23 protein-coding genes and 1 riboswitch are annotated in these 24,225 nt (G+C 58.2%); of the genes, 14 read left to right on the forward strand and 9 right to left on the reverse strand.

Translation table 11 applies throughout. The features are described from left to right. The first annotated feature begins 9 nt into the window (after positions 1 to 9). The gene (locus L1P08_RS15185) at positions 10 to 1,044 is read left to right on the forward strand and encodes a trans-3-hydroxy-L-proline dehydratase (RefSeq protein WP_303617832.1); all 1,035 of its coding nucleotides are present in this window, start codon (positions 10 to 12) and stop codon (positions 1,042 to 1,044) included. Between the two features lie 48 nt (positions 1,045 to 1,092). On the opposite strand, the gene L1P08_RS15190 is transcribed toward L1P08_RS15185, so the two are convergent. From L1P08_RS15190 to L1P08_RS15215, 6 genes are all read right to left on the reverse strand, one after another. Continuing rightward, positions 1,093 to 1,848, reverse strand: coding sequence for an SDR family NAD(P)-dependent oxidoreductase (locus L1P08_RS15190; protein ID WP_303617833.1), 756 nt, complete (start codon positions 1,846 to 1,848; stop codon positions 1,093 to 1,095). Positions 1,849 to 1,921: 73 nt separating this feature from the next. Next, entirely contained in the window at positions 1,922 to 2,920 is a 999-nt protein-coding gene (locus tag L1P08_RS15195) for a substrate-binding domain-containing protein (protein WP_303617834.1), read from the reverse strand. A 58-nt stretch (positions 2,921 to 2,978) separates the two neighbouring features. Further along, entirely contained in the window at positions 2,979 to 3,977 is a 999-nt protein-coding gene (locus L1P08_RS15200) for an ABC transporter permease (protein WP_303617835.1), read from the reverse strand. Further along, positions 3,974 to 4,960 (reverse strand): ABC transporter permease, encoded by a 987-nt coding sequence (locus tag L1P08_RS15205; protein WP_303617836.1) that lies wholly within the window; start codon positions 4,958 to 4,960, stop codon positions 3,974 to 3,976. Before L1P08_RS15205 ends, L1P08_RS15200 begins: the two co-directional genes overlap by 4 nt. Then, entirely contained in the window at positions 4,957 to 6,480 is a 1,524-nt protein-coding gene (locus L1P08_RS15210; protein ID WP_303617837.1) for a sugar ABC transporter ATP-binding protein, read from the reverse strand. Before L1P08_RS15210 ends, L1P08_RS15205 begins: the two co-directional genes overlap by 4 nt. 11 nt (positions 6,481 to 6,491) lie before the next feature. Then, positions 6,492 to 7,526, reverse strand: a complete 1,035-nt coding sequence (locus L1P08_RS15215) for an aldo/keto reductase (protein ID WP_303617838.1) — start codon at positions 7,524 to 7,526, stop codon at positions 6,492 to 6,494. A gap of 170 nt (positions 7,527 to 7,696) precedes the next feature. On the opposite strand from L1P08_RS15215, the gene L1P08_RS15220 reads away from it, so the two are divergent. The 8 genes from L1P08_RS15220 to gdhA all read left to right on the forward strand — a co-directional run bounded on the left by L1P08_RS15220 (position 7,697) and on the right by gdhA (position 15,133). Beyond that, on the forward strand, positions 7,697 to 8,584 hold the full coding sequence (locus tag L1P08_RS15220; RefSeq protein WP_303617839.1) for a dihydrodipicolinate synthase family protein: 888 nt from the start codon (positions 7,697 to 7,699) through the stop codon (positions 8,582 to 8,584). 12 nt (positions 8,585 to 8,596) lie between these two features. Further along, entirely contained in the window at positions 8,597 to 9,772 is a 1,176-nt protein-coding gene (locus L1P08_RS15225; protein WP_303617840.1) for an L-rhamnonate dehydratase, read from the forward strand. A 10-nt stretch (positions 9,773 to 9,782) separates the two neighbouring features. Next, positions 9,783 to 10,658, forward strand: a complete 876-nt coding sequence (locus L1P08_RS15230; RefSeq protein ID WP_303617841.1) for an amidohydrolase family protein — start codon at positions 9,783 to 9,785, stop codon at positions 10,656 to 10,658. A gap of 16 nt (positions 10,659 to 10,674) precedes the next feature. Continuing rightward, the gene (locus L1P08_RS15235; RefSeq protein WP_303617842.1) at positions 10,675 to 11,493 is read left to right on the forward strand and encodes a FadR/GntR family transcriptional regulator; all 819 of its coding nucleotides are present in this window, start codon (positions 10,675 to 10,677) and stop codon (positions 11,491 to 11,493) included. Between the two features lie 9 nt (positions 11,494 to 11,502). Beyond that, positions 11,503 to 11,820: an L-rhamnose mutarotase gene (gene rhaM / locus L1P08_RS15240; protein WP_303617843.1), complete on the forward strand. Its 318-nt coding sequence runs from the start codon at positions 11,503 to 11,505 to the stop codon at positions 11,818 to 11,820. A gap of 23 nt (positions 11,821 to 11,843) precedes the next feature. After that, complete coding sequence (gene rhmD, locus L1P08_RS15245; RefSeq protein ID WP_303617844.1) at positions 11,844 to 13,001, forward strand: L-rhamnonate dehydratase; 1,158 nt, start codon at positions 11,844 to 11,846, stop codon at positions 12,999 to 13,001. Between the two features lie 272 nt (positions 13,002 to 13,273). Next, positions 13,274 to 13,681, forward strand: a complete 408-nt coding sequence (gene rnk, locus L1P08_RS15250) for a nucleoside diphosphate kinase regulator (protein ID WP_303617845.1) — start codon at positions 13,274 to 13,276, stop codon at positions 13,679 to 13,681. Positions 13,682 to 13,783: 102 nt separating this feature from the next. Further along, positions 13,784 to 15,133, forward strand: coding sequence for an NADP-specific glutamate dehydrogenase (gene gdhA, locus L1P08_RS15255; protein WP_368077113.1), 1,350 nt, complete (start codon positions 13,784 to 13,786; stop codon positions 15,131 to 15,133). A 50-nt stretch (positions 15,134 to 15,183) separates the two neighbouring features. On the opposite strand, the gene L1P08_RS15260 is transcribed toward gdhA, so the two are convergent. Genes L1P08_RS15260 through L1P08_RS15270 form a run of 3 tightly spaced genes read right to left on the reverse strand, consistent with a single transcriptional unit; the run spans position 15,184 to position 18,043 of the window. Further along, entirely contained in the window at positions 15,184 to 15,999 is an 816-nt protein-coding gene (locus tag L1P08_RS15260) for a DeoR/GlpR family DNA-binding transcription regulator (protein WP_303617846.1), read from the reverse strand. Continuing rightward, positions 15,999 to 17,012: a PP2C family serine/threonine-protein phosphatase gene (locus L1P08_RS15265; protein WP_303617847.1), complete on the reverse strand. Its 1,014-nt coding sequence runs from the start codon at positions 17,010 to 17,012 to the stop codon at positions 15,999 to 16,001. Before L1P08_RS15265 ends, L1P08_RS15260 begins: the two co-directional genes overlap by 1 nt. 41 nt (positions 17,013 to 17,053) lie before the next feature. Beyond that, positions 17,054 to 18,043 carry an extracellular solute-binding protein gene (locus L1P08_RS15270; RefSeq protein WP_303617848.1) on the reverse strand — a complete coding sequence of 330 codons (990 nt, stop codon included), beginning with the start codon at positions 18,041 to 18,043 and terminating at the stop codon, positions 17,054 to 17,056. 130 nt (positions 18,044 to 18,173) lie between these two features. On the opposite strand from L1P08_RS15270, the gene L1P08_RS15275 reads away from it, so the two are divergent. The 5 genes from L1P08_RS15275 (at position 18,174) to ribB (ending at position 24,217) form a co-directional block, all read left to right on the forward strand. Further along, positions 18,174 to 19,244: an ABC transporter ATP-binding protein gene (locus L1P08_RS15275; RefSeq protein ID WP_303617849.1), complete on the forward strand. Its 1,071-nt coding sequence runs from the start codon at positions 18,174 to 18,176 to the stop codon at positions 19,242 to 19,244. Beyond that, a complete protein-coding gene (locus tag L1P08_RS15280; RefSeq protein WP_303617850.1) occupies positions 19,241 to 20,884 on the forward strand; it encodes an ABC transporter permease in 1,644 nt (547 codons plus the stop codon). The genes L1P08_RS15275 and L1P08_RS15280 overlap by 4 nt, the downstream gene beginning before the upstream one ends. Positions 20,885 to 21,164: 280 nt before the next feature. Then, positions 21,165 to 21,315, forward strand: a riboswitch (FMN riboswitch). 88 nt (positions 21,316 to 21,403) lie between these two features. Continuing rightward, entirely contained in the window at positions 21,404 to 22,432 is a 1,029-nt protein-coding gene (gene ribD, locus L1P08_RS15285) for a bifunctional diaminohydroxyphosphoribosylaminopyrimidine deaminase/5-amino-6-(5-phosphoribosylamino)uracil reductase RibD (protein WP_303617851.1), read from the forward strand. Positions 22,433 to 22,436: 4 nt separating this feature from the next. Further along, positions 22,437 to 23,045 carry a riboflavin synthase gene (locus tag L1P08_RS15290; RefSeq protein WP_303617852.1) on the forward strand — a complete coding sequence of 203 codons (609 nt, stop codon included), beginning with the start codon at positions 22,437 to 22,439 and terminating at the stop codon, positions 23,043 to 23,045. Continuing rightward, positions 23,021 to 24,217 (forward strand): 3,4-dihydroxy-2-butanone-4-phosphate synthase, encoded by a 1,197-nt coding sequence (gene ribB, locus L1P08_RS15295; protein ID WP_303617853.1) that lies wholly within the window; start codon positions 23,021 to 23,023, stop codon positions 24,215 to 24,217. The genes L1P08_RS15290 and ribB overlap by 25 nt, the downstream gene beginning before the upstream one ends. Positions 24,218 to 24,225 lie beyond the last annotated feature (8 nt).

Here is a 24,225-nt window from a genome sequence, read left to right on the forward strand (position 1 = left end):
CGTTGCACCATGCGGACGACAAAAAGCATTGAGATTATTGGCTGCCATGCTGAAGGTGAGGTGGGTGATGTGATTGTGGGTGGTGTCGCTCCGCCACCGGGTGAAACGCTTTGGGAGCAATCGCGGTTTATCGCCCGGGACAAGAGCTTGCGTGACTTTGTGCTGCATGAGCCACGCGGCGGGGTATTCCGGCATATCAATCTTTTGGTGCCCGCCAAGGACCCACGGGCGCAGATGGGTTTTATCATCATGGAACCGGAGGATACGCCGCCCATGTCCGGTTCCAATTCGATCTGCGTGTCAACGGTATTGCTCGACAGCGGCATCATCCCGATGACGGAACCGGAAACGCATATGGTGCTGGAAGCACCCGGCGGGCTGCTGCATGTCACGGCCCAATGCCGCAATGGCAAGGCAGAACGGATCACTGTCACCAATGTGCCCAGCTTTGCCGATCAGCTTGATGTGATGCTCGAGGTTGAGGGGATTGGTACGCTCAAGGTTGATACCGCTTATGGCGGCGACAGTTTTGTGATTGCCGACGCGGCAGCTCTCGGGTTCGCCATCCGCCCGGACGAGGCGCGGGAACTGGCGGAGACGGGTGTGAAAATCACCCGCGCGGCCAATGAGCAACTGGGCTTCACCCATCCCGGCAATGGCGATTGGCGGCATATATCATTTTGTCAGATCGCCGGACCAATCGAGAAGGTTGAGGGGATATGGACGGGGGCGAATGCGGTGGTCATCCAGCCGGGCAAGATTGACCGTTCGCCAACCGGTACGGGCTGTTCGGCGCGAATGGCGGTGCTGCATGCCAAAGGTGAAATGGCGGTGGGGGATCGTTATCACGCCCGCTCGATCATCGGGTCCGAATTTCATTGCCGGATTGCCGATGTAACAGCGATTGGTGACAAGGCTGCGATTACACCGGAAATTTCCGGACGTGGCTGGATAACCGGCAAACGCACCGAAATGCTGGACCCGGACGATCCCTGGCCGGGCGGTTATAAGCTGACGGATACCTGGCCGCAGAAAAAGGGCTGAGCGGGCATCCGGCCGGACCGGGTCTTGATCGCGGCCGGATGTGGGAGGTCAGTAAGTGGCGCGGCCGCCTGAAAGATCGAATGTGGCGGCGGTCGTGAAGGAATTCTCTTCAGTGGCCAGCCAGCAGATGGCCGAGGCCGCTTCACTGAGTTCGAGCATGCGGCCACGCGGAATTTTCGACAGGATCATTTTGAGGAATTCCGGATCCTGGCTTAGTGCCATTGTGGTCTTGGCGACTGCCGGGGTGACCGCATTCACGGCGATATCATAACCGGCCAGTTCCTTGCCGAGCGATTTGGTCAGCGCGAGCACGCCAGCCTTTGTCGACGAATAGGCCGGGGCGTTGGGGTTACCCTCCTTGCCGGCGACAGAGCTGACATTGACGATGCGGCCGTATTTGGCAGCGATCATGTGGGGCACGACGCTGCGGCAAACGTTGAATGTGCCGACGAGGCCGATATGCACGACGTCCATAAAGGCTTGTGCGGGATATTCCCAGGTTGGCGCATTGGGGCCAACGATTGCGGCATTATTGATCAGTACGTCAATTTTGCCGAATTTTTCCATGGTTGCTGCGACGCCTGCTTCAACAGCGCTGAGATCGCCAATGTTGACGTTCAGCGCGAGCAGTTCTGCCTCGCTGGCACCAAGGGACGCCGCCAGTTTGTCGAGCAAGTCCTGATCGATATCCCAGATGCAGACCTTGCCGCCGCTTTGAAGAATGCGCTGGGCCACATTGTAGCCGATGCCCTGACCACCCCCGGTGATGATGGCGACGCGGTCTTTGAAATCATAGGTATTCATTTTTTTTGCAATCCGGAACGGTGGGGTGAAGGCGGGCATTGCCTCAGGCAACGCCCGCCCTTGTTTATTATGATCAGAAGTCGAAGTCGTCGATATTGGAGGCGTCGAACGTTGTGAGTTCGGCCTGGGTGTTCATCGCGTTCAACTCGTCGATCTTGATGGTGCCAAGGTTCGGCACTTCAAAGGTTTCGCCAACTTCGTTCTTGATCGAGCCATCGAGCACGCCAAGGGCGAAATGTACGGCCAGCCAGCCTTCGTTATAGGGCGACCAGAGCTGGAAGGCAGAGACGGTGCCATCCTTGATGAAGTCGCGCATTTCGCTCGGCAGGCCGAGACCGGTCACGTGCACCGTGTTGGCAATGCCGCGGGACTGCACAACCTGAGCTGCGGCGGCGATGCCCACTGTGGTGGGGGCGATGACGCCGACGAGGTCAGGATAATTGGCCAGAAGGGCTTCCATTTCTGTGGTGGATTTTTCCGGCTGATCATCACCATAGACGGTCGCTACAAGGTTCATGTCCTTGTATTTGGGGTCATTTTCCAGCGTGTCGTTCATCGCCGCGATCCAGGTGTTCTGGTCCGGTGCTTCGGTGGTGGCCGACAGGATGGCGATTTCGCCCTTATAGTCGATCATCGAGCCCATCAGTTCGACCTGATTGGGGCCGGTCTTTGTGAAATCGACCGGCAGGATGGTGGCATCGCGATGGCTCTCATTACCCACCAGATCACCATTGACCGTCAGCACGAGAATGCCCTGGGCCTTGGCTGAATCCAGTACCTGGTTCAAGGCATCAGGGCTGTTCGGCGCGATGCCGATAACATCAACGCCGCGCTGGATTTGCGCTTCGATCAGCGGGATCTGCGAGGTGGCTTCGGCAGTTGCCGGGGCGACAAACTGGTATTCACAGTTCAGTTCGGCACAGGCATCCTCAAACCCGCCGGAAATGCTGTCGAAATACGGGTTGCCCGTATTCTTGCCGATATAGACAATCTGGATTGGATCCTGTGCCATCGCGACGGTGCTCCCGAGCGCGAAGGTGGCGGCCATTGCCAGTACTATTTTATTTTTCATTTTCTAGCTCCTCCTGTTGATTAGTCGATAGTGCCGGGCATGCCCGGATAGGTCACCGCTACCGTTGGGCGCGGGAATAGATGAAATTGGTGGCAATGATTGCCACGATGAGCAGAATGCCCAGCACGGTCAGCTGCACGGCGGGCAAGAGATTGGCTACGGTCATGCCGGTTGAAACGATCACCAGCAGCCAGGCCGCCAGAAACGTGCCCAGGATGCTGCCGCGGCCACCAAAGATGTAAGTGCCGCCGAGCATGGCCATCAGCACCATTTGCAGTTCACCGCCCAAGGCAATGTCATAACGCACCGAGCCGAGGCGGGAGGCTGTCATGAGGCCCGCAACAGCGCTGGCGAGACCCAGCAGAAGGAACAGGCCAACCTTTATTTTCTTGCTGCGAATGCCGGCGTGACGGGCCGCCATTTCATTGGTGCCGACCTGATAAATCTGTCGCCCGTAGATTGTTGCAGAGAGCACCAGCCCCAACACGATCGAGGTCAGCACAAACAAAACCACCGGCAGGGGGATGCCAAGGATCATCTGGTTATTGATGCCGATAAACCAGTCCGGCACGCGGATGGATTTGTCGCCGGCGATCACCTGTGCTAGTCCGCGATAGGCGATCAATGTGCCGATAGTGACAATGATCGAGGGCAATTGCAGGCCGACCACCATCAGCGCGTTGAAGCCGCCCATGGCAAGCCCGGCGAGCAGGCCGATGCCGATGGCGATGGGCATGGGAATGCCGGCTTGCTGGGCGAAGGCGAACAGACAGGCAGAGAGCGCCATATTGGAGGCGGCGGAGAGGTCGATCTCGCCGGCAATAATGACCATGGTCAGCACCAGAGCCACCAGGGCAATTTCGGCCGACAGGGTGAAACTGCGCAGGATGTAGTTGATGTCGAGGAAAAAGGGCGACAGCATGCTGGCCCCGATGACCCCGATAATCAGCAGAACAAAGGTCATGGTTTCCGGGCGGATGAGGGCCGTTTGCCAGCCGGGCCGGGTGGGTTTGGCAGCGCTTGTTGCGCCGGTTTCAGAAGTGCCGAGCGCGTTCATGCCTGTCTCCTCGCAATGCTGGATATGCCCTGGCGACGGACAGTTCTGTCGATGATGAGCGCGATGATGATGACGCTGCCATAGATGGCGTTTTGCGTGGTGCCGGGTATGCCCAGCAGCGGGAGGGCAGAGGACACACAACCGAGCAAAAGCACGCCAAGGACGGTGCCCAGCACTGTGCCGACGCCACCATTGATCGAGACGCCGCCAATAACCACAGCGGCAATCACCTGAAACTCAAAACCCGCCCCGGTGTTGGAGGGGTTCACGAAACCCCAGCGCGACGCATACATGATGCCGGCAAGACCCGAGAGCGCGCCGGAAATGGTGAAGACCAGAAGGGTGACGCGGGTAACGTCGATACCGCGCAAGGGAGCTGCGATGGGGTTGGAGCCGAGTGCATAAATCTGCCGGCCGACCCGCGTGTGCATGACGAAATAATAGGTGAGCAGCGCCACCGAGAAGGCGATGATGATAATCCAGGGGATGCCAAAGACCGGGGAGGTTTGCGACATGGCCTTGAGGGCGGATGGCACATATTGGCGGTCGATTTGTTTGGCATTGGAAATAATGTAGGTGAGGCCGCGGAACAGGTTGAGTGTCCCAAGGGTCACAATGATCGAGGGCAGTTTGAACACCGTCACCAGCGTGCCGTTGAACAGACCCAAAAGAGCGCCGGTGCCGATGGAGACGGCAAAGCCAAGCGGCCACCATATTTCGGGGTGATAGCGGAACATCATGCCGGTCACCATGGCGGACAAGCCAAGGATGGAGCCGATAGAGAGATCAACATGGCGGGCGACAAGCACCAGCATCTGTCCCATGGCGCCGATCATGATCAGCGGCACCAGCAAAAGGACGATCCGCAGGCTGTTGGTGGTGAGGAATTGCGGTTTGGCAATGCCGACGGCCAGACAAAACAATACGATCATCACGAAAATGCCGGCTTCGCGCCGCATCAGGATATTGCGAACGGCGTTCATGCGGCGACTCCTGAACGGGGAACGGCAGCCTGCATGATTTTCTCCTGTGTGGCTTCGGCTCTGGGAATGTCGGCGGTCAATTGGCCCTCGGACATGACCAATATGCGATCGCACAGGGCGAGCAGTTCGGGAAGTTCTGAAGAGATCAGCAGAATGGCGCGGCCATCGGCGGCGAGTTTGCCGATCATGTCGTAGAATTCGGCTTTAACCCCGATATCAATGCCGCGGGTCGGCTCATCGAGGATCAGCAATTGCGGATCGGTGTGCAGCCAGCGGGCCAAAATTGCCTTTTGCTGGTTACCGCCCGACAGTTCGACGATGGGCTGGGAGAGCGCGGCGAGGCGAATGGACAGGTTTTGAACGGATTTGCTGGCCAGTGCCTTCTCGACGGCGCGCTTGATGAAGCCTTTCGGGGCGATCTTTACCGGTACGGCGGCCGAAATATTGTGCTCTACCGGCAGGGTGGCAAAAATACCGGCCGCTGCCCGGTCTTCGGGCACAAATGCCAGACCCAGTTTGATGGCATCGGTTGGGGTGCGGATATCCACTTTTTGCCCGTTGATGGCGATGGTGCCGCTTTGGGCCGGTGCCACGCCGAACAAGGCGCGGGCTACATCGGTGCGACCCGCGCCAACAAGGCCGCCAATGCCGACGATTTCGCCCTTACGCACGGAAAAGCTGATGTCGGTAAAGGCGCCGGGCAGGGTGAGGTGGTCCACTTTAAGGGTCACGTCACCAATGGTCGTGCCGCGCTTGTGCATGTATTTTTTCAACGGCCGCCCGATCATCAGCCGGATAATGTCGGCATCGGTGAGGTTGCCGATTTCATCGGTGGAAATCTTGTGGCCATCGCGGAAAATCGTCACCCGGTCGCAAAGTTCGCGCACCTCTTCAAGACGGTGTGAGATGAAAATAATCGTGCGCCCTTCATCGCGCAGACGGCGGGCAATGGTGAACAGCGTATCCACTTCGCGCGGGGTGAGAGGGGCGGTCGGTTCGTCCATGATGATAAGGCGGCTGTCCGAGGCCAGCGCGCGGGCGATTTCAACCATTTGCTGGTCGGCAATCGAAAGGCCGCGCATCGGGCGCGTCACATCGATGGTCACGCCAAGCAGGTCCATCAGTTCGCGGGCCTCGCGCATCATTTCGGCCCAGGGCACCCGGCTCAGAAGGCCGCCGCCTTTCCGGCCGAGCACAAGATTTTCGGCAACCGAGAGATCGGGAAAAGACACAGGTTCCTGATGGATCAGGGCAATGCCGAGGTTCTGGGCAGCGATGGGGCTGGTGACCTCAACATGCTCGCCGTTGAGCGCCAGCGTGCCGCGCGTGGGACGGTGCACCCCGGCCAGAATTTTGGCAAAGGTCGACTTGCCAGCACCGTTTTCACCGAGAAGCGCGTGGATTTCACCCGCTTTCAGGTCGAGATCAACGTCGGTGAGCACTTCGACACTGCCGAATTGTTTGGAGATACCTCGGGCGGCAATCAACGGCGTGTCGGTGCTGGGTGTTTTTGGGGGCATGCAATTTCCCTCTAGCCGTGTTCGGGGGTGGGGGCGTCGGCCACAATCAGGCCTTCGGTCTTTAGATCGGACCAGAAGGCGTCAGGGATGTTGGTTTGCACCGAGGCGACATTCTGGGTGACTTCGCTTGCCTTTGCCGCGCCGGGAATAATGGAGACGACGGCTGGATGGGCGAGGGGGAATTGCAGGGCGGCGGCCTGCAGGCTCACCTTGTGGGCGGCGCAGACGGCCTCGATGCCGCGTACCTTTTCCTGAATTTCGGCCGGCGCGGCGGCATAACCATATTTGCTGTTCGATCCGGAACCCGTGGCCAGAATGCCGGAGGCAAACGGCGCGCCGATAATGACGCTGGTGTTCTTGGCCAGACAATCGGCCATGCCTTCATGCAGGCTGGACTGGTCGATCAGGGTATAGGGCATGGCGACCAGCGCGAAATCGAGGTCAACTTCCTGGGCGATGGTCGAAAGAGATTCGGCGGCGTTGATGCCCATGCCGTAAGCCGCGATATCGCCGGATGATTTCAGCTCTTCGAGCGCTTTCATGCCGGTGGCGATCAGGGCCTTGCAATGATCTGCATAAACCTCTTGTCCATAAAAGGACGGGTCGAGGTCATGAATGATGAGCGCGTCGACTGTATCCAGCGCCAGGCGCTGCAGGGCCTGCTCGTAGGAGCGCATGATGCCGTCATAGGAATAATCGAAATGAACCTCGAAATTCAGGCCGCCAACCCAGGGTGACCGATCAAATGCCTTCGGGTCTGCGGGGCGCTGCAAGGTGCGGCCAACTTTTGTGGTGATCTGGAAATCGGTGCGGGTCTTGGTGCGGAGAAAGCCACCCACCCTGTGCTCGGAAAGGCCGCGTCCATACCATGGCGCGGTGTCGTAATAGCGGACGCCCGCCTGCCAGGCGGCATCGAGAGTGGCTCTCGAATCGGGTTCATCCACCTTGGCGTAGAGTTCACCCAGATGTGCGCTTCCAAAGCCGAAAACCGGCAGACTGAGATCAGTCTCGCCAACCTTTCGGCGGGTCGAAATTGTCAGGGACAAGCGACTATCCTCCCGATTTAGTCATGACGGCTTTATCTGCCGTTCAGCTCGTTGTGTGTAACTTGTCAGACAAAAATTAGTTTGACAAGTCTATTCCTTCGCGGCAAACCAAAGGGCAATTGTAGAACGTTTGCGCCAAAGCAGATGCACGTCAGGGAGAGGGAGTTCAGGTGGAGATTGGCGGCACATATCCGATGCTTTATGCCTTTTTCGACGCCAACGGGGCGTTGCGGCGGGACGCATTTGGTGCGCAAATTTCGGCCGCGCTCGCCTCTGGCGCGTCTGGTATTGCCGTGCTGGGCCTTGGCACAGAGGTTGCCAAGCTGGGGCAGGCGGAGCGGCGACAGGTTGTCGACTGGGTGATGGCCGATGTGGCGGGCCGGGTGCCGGTTGTGGTGACCATTGCCGAGGGCAATATTCCCGACATGATCGCAGCGTCCCGCGCGGCACTCGCCGCCGGGGCCGCCTGGTTAATCCTGCAGCCGCCAAGGCCACCGGCCAGCGGCGCGCAGTTGATCGAATTTTTTGGACAGGTCGCCGATGCGGTGGATTGTCCTGTCGGCATTCAGAACGCGCCGGAATTCCTCGGGATTGGCTTGACGCCGGCAGAGTTGATCACGCTCAACCGCCAGCATCCCAATGTCAGCGTGGTCAAGGCGGAAAGCACGGCGCTGACCGTTGGGTCGCTCATCGACCAGCTGGACGGCCGGATGCGCGTGCTCAATGGTCGCGCCGGATTTGAGCTGACCGATAATTTCCGGGCCGGGGTCGATGGCATGGTGCCCGGCATTGAGACAATTGACCTGCAGGTGCAGGTTGAACAGGCGATGCGGGCTGGCCGCGAAGCGGAAGCCGAAGCGCTTTATGCGCGCTTCCTGCCGGCCATCAGCTTTTTCATGCAAGGTCTGCCGCAATTCCTTCTTTACGGCAAACTTATTGCTGCCCTCCGGCTCGGTATCGAGCCTAGTACCAACCGCCTGCCTGCGGACATCGCCACGGAACGTGGTTTGTCCTGGGCGCGGCGCTATGCGGACCAGTTGGGTCCGCTTCCTGCATAACTGGAGACGATAATGGCCCGTATTACCGATGTACGCACAACAATCTGGGAGTGGATTGGACCGGTAGCACCCATGCCACCCCATTTCTGTACAACTGCGGGGGATATTGTCTCCGACGTGCCCGGCTCAATTGCCGGTTTCCGGTTTCTCGGCTGGCTTGTGGTTGAAATTGAGTGCGACGATGGCACGGTGGGTATCGGTAATGCGGCTTTGGCACCGCACGCCACCAAGGCGACGATTGATACCTATCTCAAGCCCTTGCTGATCGGTGCCGACCCGCTGGATACGGAATATCTCTGGCAGTCCATGTATCGCCGCACCCTGCCGTTCGGGCGCAAGGGCATTGGCATGACGGCTATCAGTGCGGTTGATCTGGCGCTTTGGGATGCGAAGGGTAAAATTCTCAATCAGCCCGTATTCAAACTGCTGGGCGGGCGCACCAAGCCGAAAATTCCGGTCTATGCCAGCCGGCTTTACAGCCAGCCGCTTGATACGCTTTACGCCGAGGCCAAGGCCTATGCGGATGAGGGGTTCAAGGCGGTCAAACTACGCTTTGGCTGGGGTCCCAAGGACGGGCTTGAGGGCATCAACAAAAACCTCGAACTGGTCAAGACCACGCGCGAGGCGGTGGGGCCGGATGTTGATATCATGGCTGATGCCTATATGGGCTGGAACGTTGAATATGGCAAACGCATGCTGCGTCAGCTCGAGCCTCATAACCTGCGTTGGGTGGAAGAACCGGTCATCTCGGACGACCTGGCCGGCTATGCCGAATTGAAGGCTATGAACAAGGTTGGCATTTCCGGCGGTGAACACGAATATACGCTGCACGGTTTCCGGCAGGCGATGGATTTACGCGCGTTCGATATTGCCCAGTTCGACGTCAATCGCGTCGGGGGCATCACGGCTGCAAAAAAGATCACCGATCTTTGCGAAGCCTATGATGTTGCGGTCATTCCCCATGCCGGCCAGATGCACAATTATCACATCACCATGTCCTCCTTCGGTGCGCCGATCTCGGAATATTTCCCGAAAGTGCCGGTTGAGGTGGGCAATGAATTGTTCTGGTACATTTTCGATGGCGAGCCCGTGGCCAAAGACGGTTTCATTGATCTGGCCGACGACAAGCCGGGCTTTGGCCTGACATTGCAGACGCCTGATCCGAAAGAGTTCAAGCTGACACGCTAGGAGTAACAGGATGCCCAGTTTTCCGATCATCGATACGCATTTGCATATCTGGGATTTCGACCGGCTGAATTATTCGGCTTTCGCCGGGCATCCGCTTTTTGGCAAGTCGTATCAGATCGAGGATTACCAGCGCGATTGCGGTGATCTGGAGGTCGAGGCGATGGTGTTTCTTGAATGCTATGCCGATTTTACCCCGGAGAGCGGGCAATATCTCGAAGAGATCGCCTTTGTGGAGGACAGTGCCAAGCGGGACCCGCGTATCAAGGGGATTGTGCCAATGGCGCCGCTGGAACGGGGTGACCGAGTGCGGCCCTTGCTTGAAGAGATGAAAGCGAAGCATCCCGATGTGAAGGGCATTCGCCGGATTGTCGAATTCGATGATGATCCGCGGGGCCTGACCCTCAGCGACAGTTTTGTCGAAGGGGTCAATCTGCTGGGCGATTTTGGCTATCACTTCGAGATCAACGTCAATCATACACAGATGGATATTGTTCGCGAGTTCGTCAAACGCGTGCCCGATGTGCCCCTGATCCTTGATCATTGCGGCAAGCCGGGGATTGCCGAGGGGGCAATCGATCAATATCGCGATGATGTCGCGGTGCTCTCCCGGCACGAGAATCTCTGGATCAAACTATCCGATCTTCCCGTGGAAGCCGATCACCAGAACTGGACTGATGCGGACCTCAGGCCCTATATCGACGCGACGTTCGACGCCTTCGGCTTTGATCGCACCATTTATGCCGGGGATTATCCCATCTGCCTGCAGGCGACGACCTTGCCGCGTTGGGTGGATGTGCTGGACCGGGCGCTTGCCGGTGTGCCCGAGGTCGATCTGCGCAAGTTCTATCGCGACAACGCTAACGCGTTTTACCGCCTCGGCCTTTGAGACGACAGGAAATCCCGTGACCCAGCCCGATCTGCAGAAAGAGCCTGAAACGCCAGCGACCAGCGAGGGTGTGGACGATTTCGCGACGCTGATAGAGGCCGGCAAAAAGGGACCGTCGACCAAGGATTTCGGCGGGGGGGCGCTGGAGCGCCAGTCGATTTCCGAGCAGGTCGCCAACCGGATCATGGCAATGATCAAGTCGGGCAATCTGAAATCGGGCGACCGGTTGCCGACCGAACAACAAATGGGCATTGCGTTCGGCATCAGCCGCCCACCTTTGCGGGAGGCGCTGAAGGCGTTGACTTTGATGGGGGTCCTGGAAAGCCGTCAGGGCGGGCGTTATTCGGTGACGGATTTGTCGCCCAGCCGGTTGGTCGCGCCGTTCAATGTCATGCTGTCGGTTGCCGAATATGATGTGCACGAGCATTTCGAGGCGCGCGCCCTTGTCGATCTGGAGCTGGTGCGGCTGAGTACGGAGCGGGCCAGCCCCGAGATGCGCCAGCGCATTCTCAAACTGGCGCGTGACGGACGGGCGTTTCATGACGATCCGGTGGCCTTCAGATTGCTCGATATCGAGTTTCACCAGGCAATCAATGATGGCGCGGGTAATGCACTTTTATCGGCGCTCGCACAGGGACTTTACGATGTCGCGCTCGATTTGCGGCGCACAGCGAGCAATGTTCCCGGTGTGATCGAAATCTCGGTGAACCAGCATTGTGACGTCGCCGATGCGATCATGCTGCGGGACGCTGATGCAGCGGTTAATGCCTATCGGACCCATCTCGAGCATGTCCGCGATACCACGATCCAATCCATGTCTGATCCTTTGAGCTAGGAGGCTTTGATGTCCGAGCGCATCGCTTTTCGTATGAACCTCAATCCGGGGCAGGCGGCGGAGTATGAGAAACGCCATGACGAGATTTTTCCTGAACTGGCCAAGGCGCTGAAGGATGCCGGTGTGTCGGATTATTCAATCTGGCTTGATCCCGAAACCCATCACCTGTTCGCCATTCTGACGCGCACCGATGACCATACAATGGATGCCTTGCCGGATACTGAAATCTGTCAGCGGTGGTGGGCCTTTATGGCCGATATAATGGAGACGGATGCCCAGAACGTGCCGACGCAAATTCCCTTGAAACGTGTGTTCCTGTTGCCATGAGCCGGTCGTTCACGATCAGGGACGTGCGCGTTCACACCGTGTCCAAAACCGTCAAGGGCGGCGATTATTTCAATCAGGGGCAGGGTGAGCACTGGCTGGTCGACAGTCAGATTTCCAACCCGATGTCGGGCTATGAGGCCTATCGTGATCGCCGTTCCTCCTGGGGGGTTGGTGTTCTGGGGTCGATCCTTGTCGAGATCGAAACAGAGGAAGGTGTGGTAGGGGTTGCCACCGGGACGGGTGGTCTGCCCGCCGCGTGGTTGATCCAGCATCATTTTGCCCGGTTTCTTGTGGGTGCGGATGCGCGCAATCTGAACAAGATCTGGGATCAGCTTTATCGCGCGTCATTGCCCTATGGGCGCAAAGGGCTGCCGATCATGGCGATCAGTGCGGTCGATCTGGCTTTATGGGATTTGAACGGCAAGGTGCGCGGCGAACCCGTCTATAACCTGATCGGCGGATTGAGCCGTGACGAGATCTCGTTTTACTGCACCGGCCCCGCACCAGAGGCGATGCAGGCGCAAGGGTTTTGGGGCGCGAAAGTGCCGTTGCCGCACAGCCATTTCGAGGGCCGGGCCGGGCTGGAGAAAAATGTCGCCTTTCTGGCGGCGCATCGCGAAAAGGTCGGGCCCGATTTTCCGCTGATGGTTGATTGCTATATGTCGCTGACCGTGCCCTATGCGATTGAACTTGCCGAGGCCTGCAGCCACCTTGATATTCATTGGTGGGAAGAGGTTCTAAGTCCTGAAGATATCGAGGGCTTTCGTCTGCTTAAACAAGCGCATCCACGGACCAAATGGACGACCGGTGAGCACGAGTATACGCGCTATGGTTTCCGCCGGCTGATTGAAGAGCGTTGCGTTGATATCCTGCAACCTGATGTCATGTGGGTTGGCGGGCTGACCGAATTGCTCAAGATCGCGGCCCATGCCTCAGCCTATGATGCGCTGATCGTGCCGCATGGCAGCGGGCCTTATTCCCATCATTTTATCGCCAGCCAGCCCGGCGCTGCGTTTTGTGAATATGTCGCCTCCAGCCCGGACGGGCGTGCGATCGCACCGATCTTCGGGGCCCTGTTCGAAGGTGAGGATGTGCCGGTAAACGGTCGCCTGAAAATGACCGATGCACCAGGGTTTGGCATGCAGCTGGCAAACCGTGATATGTTGGAAAGCATAACGTAAACATCGGCCTGGATGCCCGATGTCTTGTCTTTGGACTTGACTTGTCGCACGGAACTTTTAGCTTGGTGACATGATTATCCGCGCGCAAATGAGCATTTTGATGCTGCAAAAAGGTCAGCCCGTCACCGGACGGTAGCCCGAAGCTCGGCATTTGCGCCTCCCGAGCTTCGGGAGGCGCGTTCATGTTAGCACATGGACCGTACCAAGCGCACAAGCCCCCAATAAAAATGTACTGCTGAGCCTTCGTGGCTGGCCTTGTGTTGTGTGACATCATGTTGAATTCGTCTGCTCGTACCCTGCCTCTTCCCGACATTGTTGTGGGAAAAGATGATCATCTCAAACTTGTAGATCTGGTTGCTGCGGCAACCGGGGACACCGCTGCGGTTGGCCAGATGCTATTGGCGGAGCTGGAGCGGGCGCAAATTGTGGCACAGGCCGATGTGCCTGATGACCGGGTGCGGGTTGGCTCAAAAGTCAGCTATATCACCAGTGAAGGATTTGGCCGCAGCTTTCAGCTGGTCTTTCCTGACGATACCGACCTTGCCGGTGGCAAAGTGTCCATACTCACCCCGATGGGGGCGGCGCTGATCGGGTTGCGTGTGGGCCAGACCATCCCATGGAAAATGTCGGACAAGCGCGAACTCGCGCTGACCATTCGCGCGGTCAGCCAAGACGGTTGAACCCCAAATCACCAACACACTTGAAAGGCACGGCCAAGTGGCGCTGCCCGGAGGTTCCGCTCGTTTGAAACTTTTAGAAACCAAAACATCCAGGACACGATATTGACCCTTACTGACGAAAAACTTGCTCCAATCTTTGCCGACCTTGTTAATCGCAATCAGGGCGAGGTTGAGTTCCATCAGGCTTTAAACGAAGTTCTTTCCAGCCTCGGCCGTGTCATCGGCAAACATCCCGATTATGCGGAAAAGGGGCTGATCGAGCGGATATGTGAGCCGGAACGGCAGATCATGTTCCGGGTGCCGTGGGTCGATGACGCGGGGCAGGTGCAGATCAACCGGGGGTTCCGGGTGGAGTTCAATTCTGCATTGGGTCCGTTCAAGGGCGGGCTGCGTTTCCACCCCAGCGTGACCCTGGGAATTGTCAAATTTCTGGGTTTTGAGCAGGTCTTCAAGAATGCGCTGACCGGCATGCCTATCGGTGGCGGCAAGGGGGGTGCGGATTTTGACCCCAAGGGCCGCTCTGAAATGGAAGTTATGCGATTTTGCCAGTCCTATATGACCGAACTTTATCGGCATATTGGCGAATATACTGATGTGCCTGCGGGCGATATCGGTGTTGGCCAGCGCGAGATCGGTTTCATGTTCGGGCAATACAAGCGCATTACCAATCGCTATGAGTCAGGTGTGCTGACCGGTAAGGGGCTGACTTGGGGTGGCTCGCGTGTTCGCAAGGAAGCTACCGGTTACGGGGCTGTCTATTTCATCCGCGAAATGCTCAAGAGCCGTGGCGAAGATTTCGCCGGCAAGCGCGTGGTGGTGTCCGGTTCGGGCAATGTGGCCATCTATGCCATGGAGAAGGCTGCCGAGTTTGGCGGCAAGGTTGTGGCCTGCTCGGATTCTGATGGCGTTATTTATGACGAGGGCGGTATCGATCTTGAATTGCTCAAGGAGATCAAGGAAGTGCGGCGCGGACGGGTCGAGAAATATGTGGCATTGCGGGGCAATGGTGCGCATTTCGTCAAAAATGGCTGCATCTGGGATGCGGAATGCGATATCGCCATTCCTGCCGCAACCCAGAACGAATTGACGGGCCGCGACGCGCGGGCGCTGGTCAAGAACGGGGTTGTCGCTGTGGGCGAGGGGGCCAATATGCCCTGCACGCCGGAAGCTGTGCGGGTGTTCATGGATGCCAATATCCTGTTCGGGCCGGGCAAGGCGACCAATGCCGGTGGTGTTGCCACCAGTGCTTTGGAAATGCAGCAGAATGCGTCGCGGGATTCATGGACATTCGAGAAAACCGAAGACCGACTGGCGGCGATAATGATTGCAATTCATGACAGGTGCGCCAGCACGGCAGACGAATATGGCTTGCCGGGCAATTATGTTGCCGGGGCCAATATTGCCGGATTTTTGCGTGTTGCCGAAGCAATGGATGCTTTGGGCGTCGTTTGATAATGGCGGGCACACGCCTTGCGTGTGTGCCCGTTCGTTTGCTGTCCGGGTCAGTCGGTTGAAACGACCTTGATGTTTTGAAGTAATGCCGGATCTGTGAAGTGGCGTGCTGCATCACCATTGGTGATGAGGATGTCTATATTGTCCAGATGGGTTACCTGATGGGGCGCGTGACGGCGAAACTTGCCGTCATGAGCTACGAGTATTTTTTTGCGAGCATCTGGCAGGATCGCCCGGACCAGATCGACCTCGAGGGGGTCGAATTCCAGAATGGCGCCCTCTTCATCAATCGCACTGGCTCCAAGAATGGCCAGATCGAACTTGAAGCGCTGTCGGGTGTCGCTGGCAATGGTCAGCACCGCAGAGTCCTTGTTGCGCACATAGCCGCCATAAACATAGACGGTGGCATCGGTCTTGAGCGCACAACTATAGGCCACTTCAAGATTGGGGGTAGCCACCAGCACGCCGGGGTGGCGCAACAACACTTCATGAATGCTGTCGAAAGTGGTGCCGAGGCCTACGAAAATGGTGGCACCGCCGGTGATGAATTCGTCGAGGGCGGCGACCAGTCTTGGCTTCACCCCCGTAAGAGTGCCGCGACGTTCGTCATAATCATGCCTGGCTACGCCCGGGGCTGCGAAAGCGCCGCCAAATCCTTTTTGCAGCAAGCCGCGATCCTGCAGAGTGCGCAAATCGCGGCGGATCGTTTGATGGGTCACATCGAAGCGTTGGGCGAGATCGGCAACGGAGGCTGCGCCATGCAGGCGCACGGCATCCAGAATGGCCTGATGCCGCTCGTTGGGGCGATGAGTGTCCGCTTTTGCCGGGGTTTCTGAATAGCCGCCGGGTTTCGAAATTCCACTCATCACAATTTTACGCCGAGATAGCTCCTGTCGTCGGTCAGAGCGATGTCGGTCGTTCCCTTCGTGCTCATATAGGCGGCGATCTTGTGCGGGTCTTCCGCCTCTACTTCCGCAAAGGCCTTCTCCCATGCGGTGACGCCAAATGTGTCACCAAGCTTGAAATAGCCGTCAGAGAATAGCTCAATCGTATGGACGTCAGCCAGTGCGTAAGTGCGGCTTTCCACGAAACGTGGTTCAACGGGGAACCCGTCCAGCCCGCCATAGCCGAGCACGCGGTCGGCAACGTTCTGGAAATTACCCTGACCATAGGAAATGCCGTGTTCGATCAATTCGCGAAGTTCGACCTCGGGTACGTTCGATAAATGTGCGCTAGCGGCTTTGAAAGCACGCTCTTCAATGATTGCGATGATTTCGGGCTGTGCCGTTCTTTCACCGGTTTCCTGGTTGCGGGTGCCGCGCCATGTCAGCAGGCCGGCCAGCCGGTTGCGTTCTTCAAGGTCGAGGCCTTCGGCTTCAAAATAATGCCATGCTTCCCGGCGCAGAATGGCTGTAACGTCATCAAGGGGTTTGAGTACTTGAAGCGTGTCAGTGCCGTTGATGCGGATGCCGCTGTCGCCAACGGCGATTACTTCCAGCCGGTCACCAATGATCAGCGCGGCCATGATGGTGCAGCCGCCGCGCAGTTTCCAGTCAGCTTCCACAGCGTCCAGCACCCCGTGACGGCGGTAGCCCTCTTTTATGCAATCGCTGAGATAGGTAATGAAAGCTTCCGGACCATTATAATACAGGTCGGATTGTTTCGGGTCCTGCTGTGCGAGCAGGAACAGTTCGGTGGCGCGCTTGACGGTGCGGGAGGCAAACTGGCCTGAGAGCATATCGTCATAGCGGGTGCCATTGCGGTCGGTTACGCCGTCGATGACGGCGTAACCGAGGCCTGGAAGGATAACCAGGCTGTCCTCGTTGGTCTGCGGCTGGCCAAATTTCTTGCCCAGCGTAAAGGCTTCAAGTTGCTTCATTTATTTCGTCTCACAGACCGGAATTCGAGGTGTTTGCAGGCTTATTCGCCGATGGCTGCGCGCCATTTCTCAAGCACTGCCTCTGCGCCGCCAAACTCGCTGAGCGGTTTGACATTGACGAGGGTCAGATCCGAGAGATTGGGTGTGCCCGCCGGGCCTGCCACATCGAGCCGGACCGAACGGCGGCCGATTTCCTGAGCCAGGGTTTCCTGGGTGGATTTCGACATGGCCCAATCGATAAATGCCTTGCCGCCTTCAGGGTTCGGGCCATTCTTGACCAGTGCCACGCCATCCGGGGTTGCCGCAGTGCCATCGGAAAGATGGACGATCGACATGGGCGCGCCGCCTTTGACATATTCAAGCGCATTGTCTTCGAGGGTGAGGCCCATCCAGGTTTCGCCATCGGCGACATAGCGCGGTACGGCGCCGGAGCTGTCGGTGAAGACGAAGTTCTTGGCGATGGCTGCGTATTTATCCCAGCCTTCGTCGCCGCCAATAGTCAAAACCGTGGTCAGCTGCTGCATGGCCGAGCCTGAACCGTCGGCGCGGGCGGATGCGATCTTGTCATCCCATTTGGGATCGGCGAGATCAGCCCATGTCTTGGGCGCGTCCTCGATGGGCAGCAGATCGGTGTTGACCGCGAGAACGTAAACAACGGCGGTGTAAGGCGTCCATGAATCATCGCGGATGAACTGCGGGTCAACCTGGTCGAATTCCGGCGGCGTATACGGCTCAAGCAGGTCGCTCAATTCGGTCAGCTGGCTGCCCGAGATTGACCAGATGACATCCGCTGCCGGATTGGCGGCTTCGGCCTGGGCGCGCTTGGCGACATCACCGGAGCCGAGTTTGACGACATCTGCCTTCAGGCCGGTTTCCTTTTCGAAAATCGGCAGAAGCGTGTCGACGATGGATGATTTATGGGCGGTGTAGATCACAACGGACCCTTCCTGCGCCATGGCGAAGCCACTCAGGCTGGTGGACGCAATCAGCGCGCCGGCCAAGCCGAGAAATGTGCGTTTACGAATGCTCATGAAGTCCCTCCTGTTCGTATTCGATCATTGTCGAACAAAATCATACTGTACCGCATTCGCTATTGTTGCAATACGAAAATCGTGTTTCTATTCGCACTCACTTCTGGGAAGGTTACGAGGGGGTCCCTTTATGAGCTATCTGACAATTTCGGACGCAGTTAAGCAGTTCGGCCCAACGTTTACCGCGCTGGACGCGGTGTCAGTGGCTGTCGAACGTGGTGAGTTCTTTACGCTTTTGGGGCCGAGCGGTTGCGGCAAGACCACGCTGTTGCGGGCGATTGCGGGGTTCAACGATCTGACCTCGGGGTCGATCACGCTTGAGGGCGCCGACTTGCGACAGGTGCCGCCGCACAAGCGGGATATCGGCATGGTGTTCCAGGATTATGCGGTGTTTCCGCATTTGAGCGTTTTCGAAAATGTGGCGTTCGGACTCAAACCGCGCAAGGTGCCGGCGGCAGAGATCAAGAAGCGGGTGGGCGAGGCGCTGGACGCGGTGCGTCTGGGCGCTCTGGCTGACCGGTTGCCCTCTGCCATGTCAGGCGGGCAACAGCAGCGGATCGGTCTGGCGCGCGCCATGGTGATCAACCCGCAATTGCTGCTGATGGATGAGCCGCTCTCCAATCTGGATGCGAAACTGCGTATCGAATTGCGCGAGGAAATCCGCGATATCCAGAAGCAGGTCAATATCGCCACTATTTATGTCACCCATGATCAGGAGGAGGCTCTGGCCATTTCCGACCGGATCTGCGTGATGAGTGCGGGCAAGATCGAGCAAATCGGCACACCGCAGGAGATTTACGGTAATCCGCAGACCGCGTTTGTGGCCAATTTCGTTGGTACGCTCAATACGCTCGCCGAGGGCGATGCCCTGACCAAGGTCCTCGCGAGCCTCAAGCTCAATGCGCCTGACGCTAAAAGCTGGTCGGTGCGGCCTGAGCGTTTGCAACTGGCGGCGGCCGGGCAGGCGGGCAACGCGCAGACTGCAAGTCTCAAGGGACGGGTCAATAAATATACCTATCTGGGCCGCGAGGCGCATGTGCTGGTCGATACCGATCTGGGGCCGATGATTATTCAATTGTCCAATCCGGGCATGAATGCCGATCATAATCCCGGTGCCGATGTCAGTGTTCTGGTCGACCGCGCCGTGATCATGGCGTTTGATGCGGATGGCAAGCGGGTTGCGACTGGAGGCCAGTCATGATGCGGCGGTTTGATTTCTGGACCATTGTCACCATTCTCACCTGGGGCATGCTGGCGCTATTGCTGTTTGTGCCGGTCGGTACGGTTCTTTTATCCAGCTTTTTTGATCAGTCGGGCAATCTGACCGGTGGAAACTATCTCAAGTTCGTCAGCGAGCCCCGGTTCCGGCAGGCGTTTATCAACACACTGGTGGCCGGGTTCGGCGGGCTGGCGGGTGCCTTGCTGCTCGGGTCGATCATGGCGTTCTGCGTGTCGCGCTTTGTGATTGCCGGTGGGCGGTTCGTTTCGCTTCTGGCCATTCTGGCACTGGTGTCACCGCCGTTTATTGGCGCCTATTCCTGGATTGTGCTGTTCGGGGCTGGCGGACTGGTGCGCGGGGCGTTGCGGGATATCGGCATCAATATGCCGCCGATCTATGGCCTTGGCGGTATCCTCATTGTCTTCTCGTTGAAGTTTTATCCGTTCGTCTATCTGATGGTGTCGGGTGCCCTGGCAAATGTGAACCGTTCTTTGGAAGAAGCGGCGGAAGGGCTGGGCCTGACCCCGTGGCAGCGCACCATGAAGATCTCTTTTCCGATGGTTTTCCCAGCCTTGTCGGCAGGTGGCCTTTTGGCGCTCATTCAGGCGATTGCTGATTTCGGCACGCCGCGTCTGCTCGGACGGGGTTATAATGTGCTGGCGACCGAAGCCTTCACGCTCTATTCGGCGGAAATCGGCTCCAATCTTTCCATGGCGACAACCATTTCGGTGGTGCTTATCCTGGTGTCGATGGTGTTTGTGCTGCTGCAGCGCTGGGTTTCGCGGCGCAACGTTTATCACGGCAATATGATCAACAAGCCGATCAAGATCCAGCTCAAGGGCTGGCGGAACTGGCTGGCGCATTTTGCGGTCTATTTCATTGGTCTTTGCGGTGCTCTCCCGGTGATCATTTCGGTGATCTATTCATTCCGCAAAACCAGTGGCCCGGTCTTCCAGAGCGGTTTCGCCCTGCAAAGCTATGAACGTATCCTGTTCAACCTTGGTGATGTGGTGCGCAATTCGCTGACCTTTTCGTTCTCGGCAGTCGCCCTGATCGTGGTAGTTGGCACGCTGGTCGGGGTGATGGTGGCGCGGCGGACAACGCTCAATACCTCGTTGCTCGATGGGGCCTTCATGATCCCATACGTCATGCCGGGGATTGTTATCGGTATCGCCTTTATTGCCGCTTTTAATACCGGTCCGGTGGTATTGACCGGCACGGCGACCATTATCGTGCTGTCGATCTTCATCCGGCGTCTACCCTATACGGTGCGGACGACCGCCTCGGCGGTGCGCCAGATTTCGCCCAGTATGGAAGAGGCGGCGATCTCGCTCGGTTACAGTCCGATGCAGGCCTTCCTGCGGATTACCGTACCCTTGATTGTGCCGGGGATCATTGCCGGGGGCATGCTCAGCTTTGTCACCGCGATCAACGAACTTTCTTCGTCGCTGGTGCTTTATGTCGGCAGCACGATGACCATGCCGGTGCGTATCTATCTGCTGATCCTTGATGGTGATTTCGGTACGGCCGCGGCGTTGTCCTCGATTCTGCTGCTTTTGAGTGGGATCGCGGTTTATATCGCTTTCCGCTTCATGGGCCGGAATGAGCAGGCCCTGCTTTAAAAGCGCATTCTGGCAATCGCGGTTTCAATGCCGCGATTGCCGTCCATGTCAAGACTTGCCTGGACATGGACGGCCCGAGTATCGGTTTAGAGTTGGTCCAGGTTATTGATTTTGAGTTTCTTCGTCACCAGAATGCCGATGCTTCTTCTGGGGCCGGAGCCTTTGTTGCAAGCATGGTCGCGCGACAGCAGATCGCCCATTTTCTCCTGCTTTTAACTCCCTCTTGTCTTTGCCGTTTTTCGCTCCTATGTTCTGTCCGCTGGCTTCACCCGAGGCTGGCAGACGTTCTCAGGGCGGGGTGAAATTCCCCACCGGCGGTATTTGCAAGTAATTGCATGAGCCCGCGAGCGCCCGTTCCGTTTGGAGCGGGGTCAGCAGACCCGGTTGGATTCCGGGGCCGACGGTTAAAGTCCGGATGGAAGAGAACAGGATGACAGAACACGTGCGCCTTCCCGACAGGGGAGGTGTGTCGGCTGGCATTTCGCCCTGAATTGCGTCTCGATTTTGAAGAGACGAGTGATGGGCCAGGAAACAATTCTGCCAAATACGCAATCCGTTATTCCCGCCAGCCACGTGCTGGCGGCGTTTAGGCGTGCGCTGGATCTGGCGCAGGGCTTTGCCGGCGCAACAGCGCCCAATCCACCAGTTGGTTGCGTTTTGCTTGATGCTGAAGGCGTAGAACTTGCCGCAGCAGCCCATGAACAGGCCGGTGAGGCGCATGCAGAGGCGGCGGCGATCGCCATGGCGCGGGCCAATGGCCATGTCGCGCGCATCCACACCGTGGTAGTCACGCTTGAGCCGTGCAACCATACCGGGCTGACACCGCCTTGCGTTGACGCCATTCTGGCAACGCCCGCTATTGCTGTCTGGATTGGTGCCGCTGATCCCAATCCTCATGTGATGGGTCGGGGTGCCGAACGGTTGCGCGCAGCCGGGCTCCGGGTTGGTTTTATCGAGGCTCTGGGCGGCGCACAGTCTTTGGAACTGTCTGGCGCCGCGCGGCGGCTGATTGCGCCTTTTGCCAAACTTGCGCAAACGGGCCTGCCCTTTGTCACCGTCAAACAGGCGCTGGATGCGCGCGGCAGCATGGTGCCGCCTGTGGGTCAGAAAACATTCACATCCCCCGCTTCCCTTGATTTCGCGCATCAATTGCGCAAACGGGCCGATGCCATCGTCACCGGCTCGGGCACTGTGCTGGCCGATAATCCTGAATTCACGGTGCGCCGCGTGCCCGATTTTGCCGGCAAGAGACGGCATCTGGTCATTCTCGACCGCACCAACAGTGTGCCGGCCGATTATCTTGAAGCCGCGCGGGCACGTGGATTTGAGGTCACGGTCGAGGGGTCCTTGCGCGATGCGCTGGAACGGCTGGGCGGCCTTGGCGTGCAAGAAGTGCTGATCGAGGCGGGGCCGACGCTGGTTGAGCTGGTTCTGGTCAGCAAGCTTTGGGACGAGCACATCATCATTGAACATAAAGGCCTGGCAGGGGCGGCGGACGAGATCGTGATCCGGCATGCCCCCTCGCCATGGCTGCCGGGGGAAAGGTAAGCCGATGTTTTCAGGCATTGTTGAAAAACTGGCGCGGGTCAGCGCCGCCGCCCATGACGGGGCAACCCTTGTTCTCGAGATTGAGACCCAGTTTGGCGATCTCGCACTGGGGGAGAGCGTTGCGGTTAATGGGGTCTGTCTGACCGTGGTCGAATTTTCATCTTCGGGACTGGCCAAATTCTTTGTCAGCCCGGAGACGACCGCCCGTTCCAATCTGGGGCGGATTACGGTGGGCAGCCTGGTCAATCTCGAACGCGCGGTGCGGCTCGAAACCCGGCTTTCGGGCCATCTGGTGCAAGGGCATGTGGATGGGCAAGGGGTGCTGGAAACGGTGACCCCCGAGGGTGGCGCGTATTTGTTGCGCCTCAACCTGCCCGAAACCGTCGGACGCTATTGCGTCGAAAAGGGCTCGATTGCGCTTAACGGGATCAGCCTGACGCTGAACAGCGTTGAAAAACAGACCGGTGGCTGCGTGATCGGCCTGACCATCATTCCCCATACCTGGGATCATACCAATTTGAACACACTCAAGCCCGGTGACCCGCTCAATGTCGAGGTCGATGTCATCGCCAAATATGTGGAGAGCCTATGTCTGCCCTATCTCAAGCCCTGAGCGCCTTAAAGCAGGGCAAAATGATTGTGCTCGTCGATGACGAGGACCGCGAGAATGAAGGCGATCTGATCGTTGCGGCGGAGTTTGCCACGCCCGAAGCGGTCAATTTCATGGCCACGCACGGGCGTGGACTGATCTGTCTGGCGTTGACCGGCGCGCAGGTTGACCGGTTCAATCTGCCACCCATGGTCAGGGATAATCAGGCCCGCCGCTCGACCGCGTTCACCGTCTCAATTGAGGCGCGCGCGGGTATTACCACCGGCATTTCGGCCTTTGACCGGGCCCGGACCATTGCTGCAGCGGTCAATCCTGATGCTATGGCTGAGGATATCGTTTCGCCGGGGCATGTGTTTCCGCTTCGGGCGGCCGAAGGTGGCGTGTTGGCGCGCAATGGCCATACCGAGGGGGCAACCGATCTGATGCGGCTCGCTGGGCTGAAGCCGGGGGCGGTGATCTGCGAGGTGATGCGCGATGATGGCGAGATGGCGCGGCGGCCCGATCTGGACCTGTTTGCGCAAAAGCACGGCTTGCCGGTGCTGACCATCCGCGAACTGGTGGAATATCGCATCAAAACCGAAGTTCAGGTGGAAGAAGTGGCCAGCGCCAGCTTGCCGTCTGTCTTTGCCGAGAGCCCGATGCGGGTGCATGCGTTCAAGAGCCTTGTCGATGGCGTTGAACATCTGGCGCTGGTCAAGGGGCCTTTGCCGGAGGTGCCGTTGATCCGGGTGCATTCGGAATGCCTGACTGGGGATGCGCTGGGGTCATTGCGCTGTGATTGCGGGGCGCAATTGCAGGAAAGTCTTCGCCTGATTTCCGAAAGCGATGGCGGTGCGGTGATCTATCTGCGCGGGCAGGAAGGGCGCGGCATTGGGCTGGCCAACAAGATACGCGCCTATGCCTTGCAGGATGCAGGCCAGGACACGGTGGATGCCAATACAGCCCTCGGTTTTGCCGCTGATGCGCGTGACTATGCGGTGGCGGCGCAAATCCTCAAGACCCTTGGCGTCAGCCGGGTGAACCTTCTCAGCAATAATCCGCACAAGGAAAAAGACTTGCAGCGCTATGGCATTGCTGTCGCCAAACGCCTGCCGCTGATCATTCCGCCCAACCCGTTCAATGCCGGCTATCTCACGACCAAACGCGAGAAGTTCGGCCATATCCTTGCCCATTAGAAACGAGA

Origin of the sequence: Mariluticola halotolerans, assembly GCF_021611515.1 — a bacterium.
Taxonomy (GTDB): Bacteria; Pseudomonadota; Alphaproteobacteria; order Rhizobiales; family Devosiaceae; genus Mariluticola; species Mariluticola halotolerans.

What these genes read in the sequence shown, in the direction of transcription:
- L1P08_RS15290 (WP_303617852.1), top strand. Translation starts at nt 22,437, where the DNA reads ATGTTTTCAGGCATTGTTGAAAAACTGGCGCGGGTCAGCGCCGCCGCC.
- L1P08_RS15265 (WP_303617847.1), bottom strand. Translation starts at nt 17,012, where the DNA reads ATGAAGCAACTTGAAGCCTTTACGCTGGGCAAGAAATTTGGCCAGCCG.
- L1P08_RS15185 (WP_303617832.1), top strand. Translation starts at nt 10, where the DNA reads ATGCGGACGACAAAAAGCATTGAGATTATTGGCTGCCATGCTGAAGGT.
- ribD (WP_303617851.1), top strand. Translation starts at nt 21,404, where the DNA reads ATGGGCCAGGAAACAATTCTGCCAAATACGCAATCCGTTATTCCCGCC.
- L1P08_RS15190 (WP_303617833.1), bottom strand. Translation starts at nt 1,848, where the DNA reads ATGAATACCTATGATTTCAAAGACCGCGTCGCCATCATCACCGGGGGT.
- L1P08_RS15260 (WP_303617846.1), bottom strand. Translation starts at nt 15,999, where the DNA reads ATGAGTGGAATTTCGAAACCCGGCGGCTATTCAGAAACCCCGGCAAAA.
- L1P08_RS15280 (WP_303617850.1), top strand. Translation starts at nt 19,241, where the DNA reads ATGATGCGGCGGTTTGATTTCTGGACCATTGTCACCATTCTCACCTGG.
- L1P08_RS15200 (WP_303617835.1), bottom strand. Translation starts at nt 3,977, where the DNA reads ATGAACGCGCTCGGCACTTCTGAAACCGGCGCAACAAGCGCTGCCAAA.
- L1P08_RS15230 (WP_303617841.1), top strand. Translation starts at nt 9,783, where the DNA reads ATGCCCAGTTTTCCGATCATCGATACGCATTTGCATATCTGGGATTTC.
- rhaM (WP_303617843.1), top strand. Translation starts at nt 11,503, where the DNA reads ATGTCCGAGCGCATCGCTTTTCGTATGAACCTCAATCCGGGGCAGGCG.
- L1P08_RS15275 (WP_303617849.1), top strand. Translation starts at nt 18,174, where the DNA reads ATGAGCTATCTGACAATTTCGGACGCAGTTAAGCAGTTCGGCCCAACG.
- L1P08_RS15210 (WP_303617837.1), bottom strand. Translation starts at nt 6,480, where the DNA reads ATGCCCCCAAAAACACCCAGCACCGACACGCCGTTGATTGCCGCCCGA.
- L1P08_RS15195 (WP_303617834.1), bottom strand. Translation starts at nt 2,920, where the DNA reads ATGAAAAATAAAATAGTACTGGCAATGGCCGCCACCTTCGCGCTCGGG.
- L1P08_RS15270 (WP_303617848.1), bottom strand. Translation starts at nt 18,043, where the DNA reads ATGAGCATTCGTAAACGCACATTTCTCGGCTTGGCCGGCGCGCTGATT.
- ribB (WP_303617853.1), top strand. Translation starts at nt 23,021, where the DNA reads ATGTCTGCCCTATCTCAAGCCCTGAGCGCCTTAAAGCAGGGCAAAATG.
- L1P08_RS15225 (WP_303617840.1), top strand. Translation starts at nt 8,597, where the DNA reads ATGGCCCGTATTACCGATGTACGCACAACAATCTGGGAGTGGATTGGA.
- L1P08_RS15205 (WP_303617836.1), bottom strand. Translation starts at nt 4,960, where the DNA reads ATGAACGCCGTTCGCAATATCCTGATGCGGCGCGAAGCCGGCATTTTC.
- rnk (WP_303617845.1), top strand. Translation starts at nt 13,274, where the DNA reads ATGTTGAATTCGTCTGCTCGTACCCTGCCTCTTCCCGACATTGTTGTG.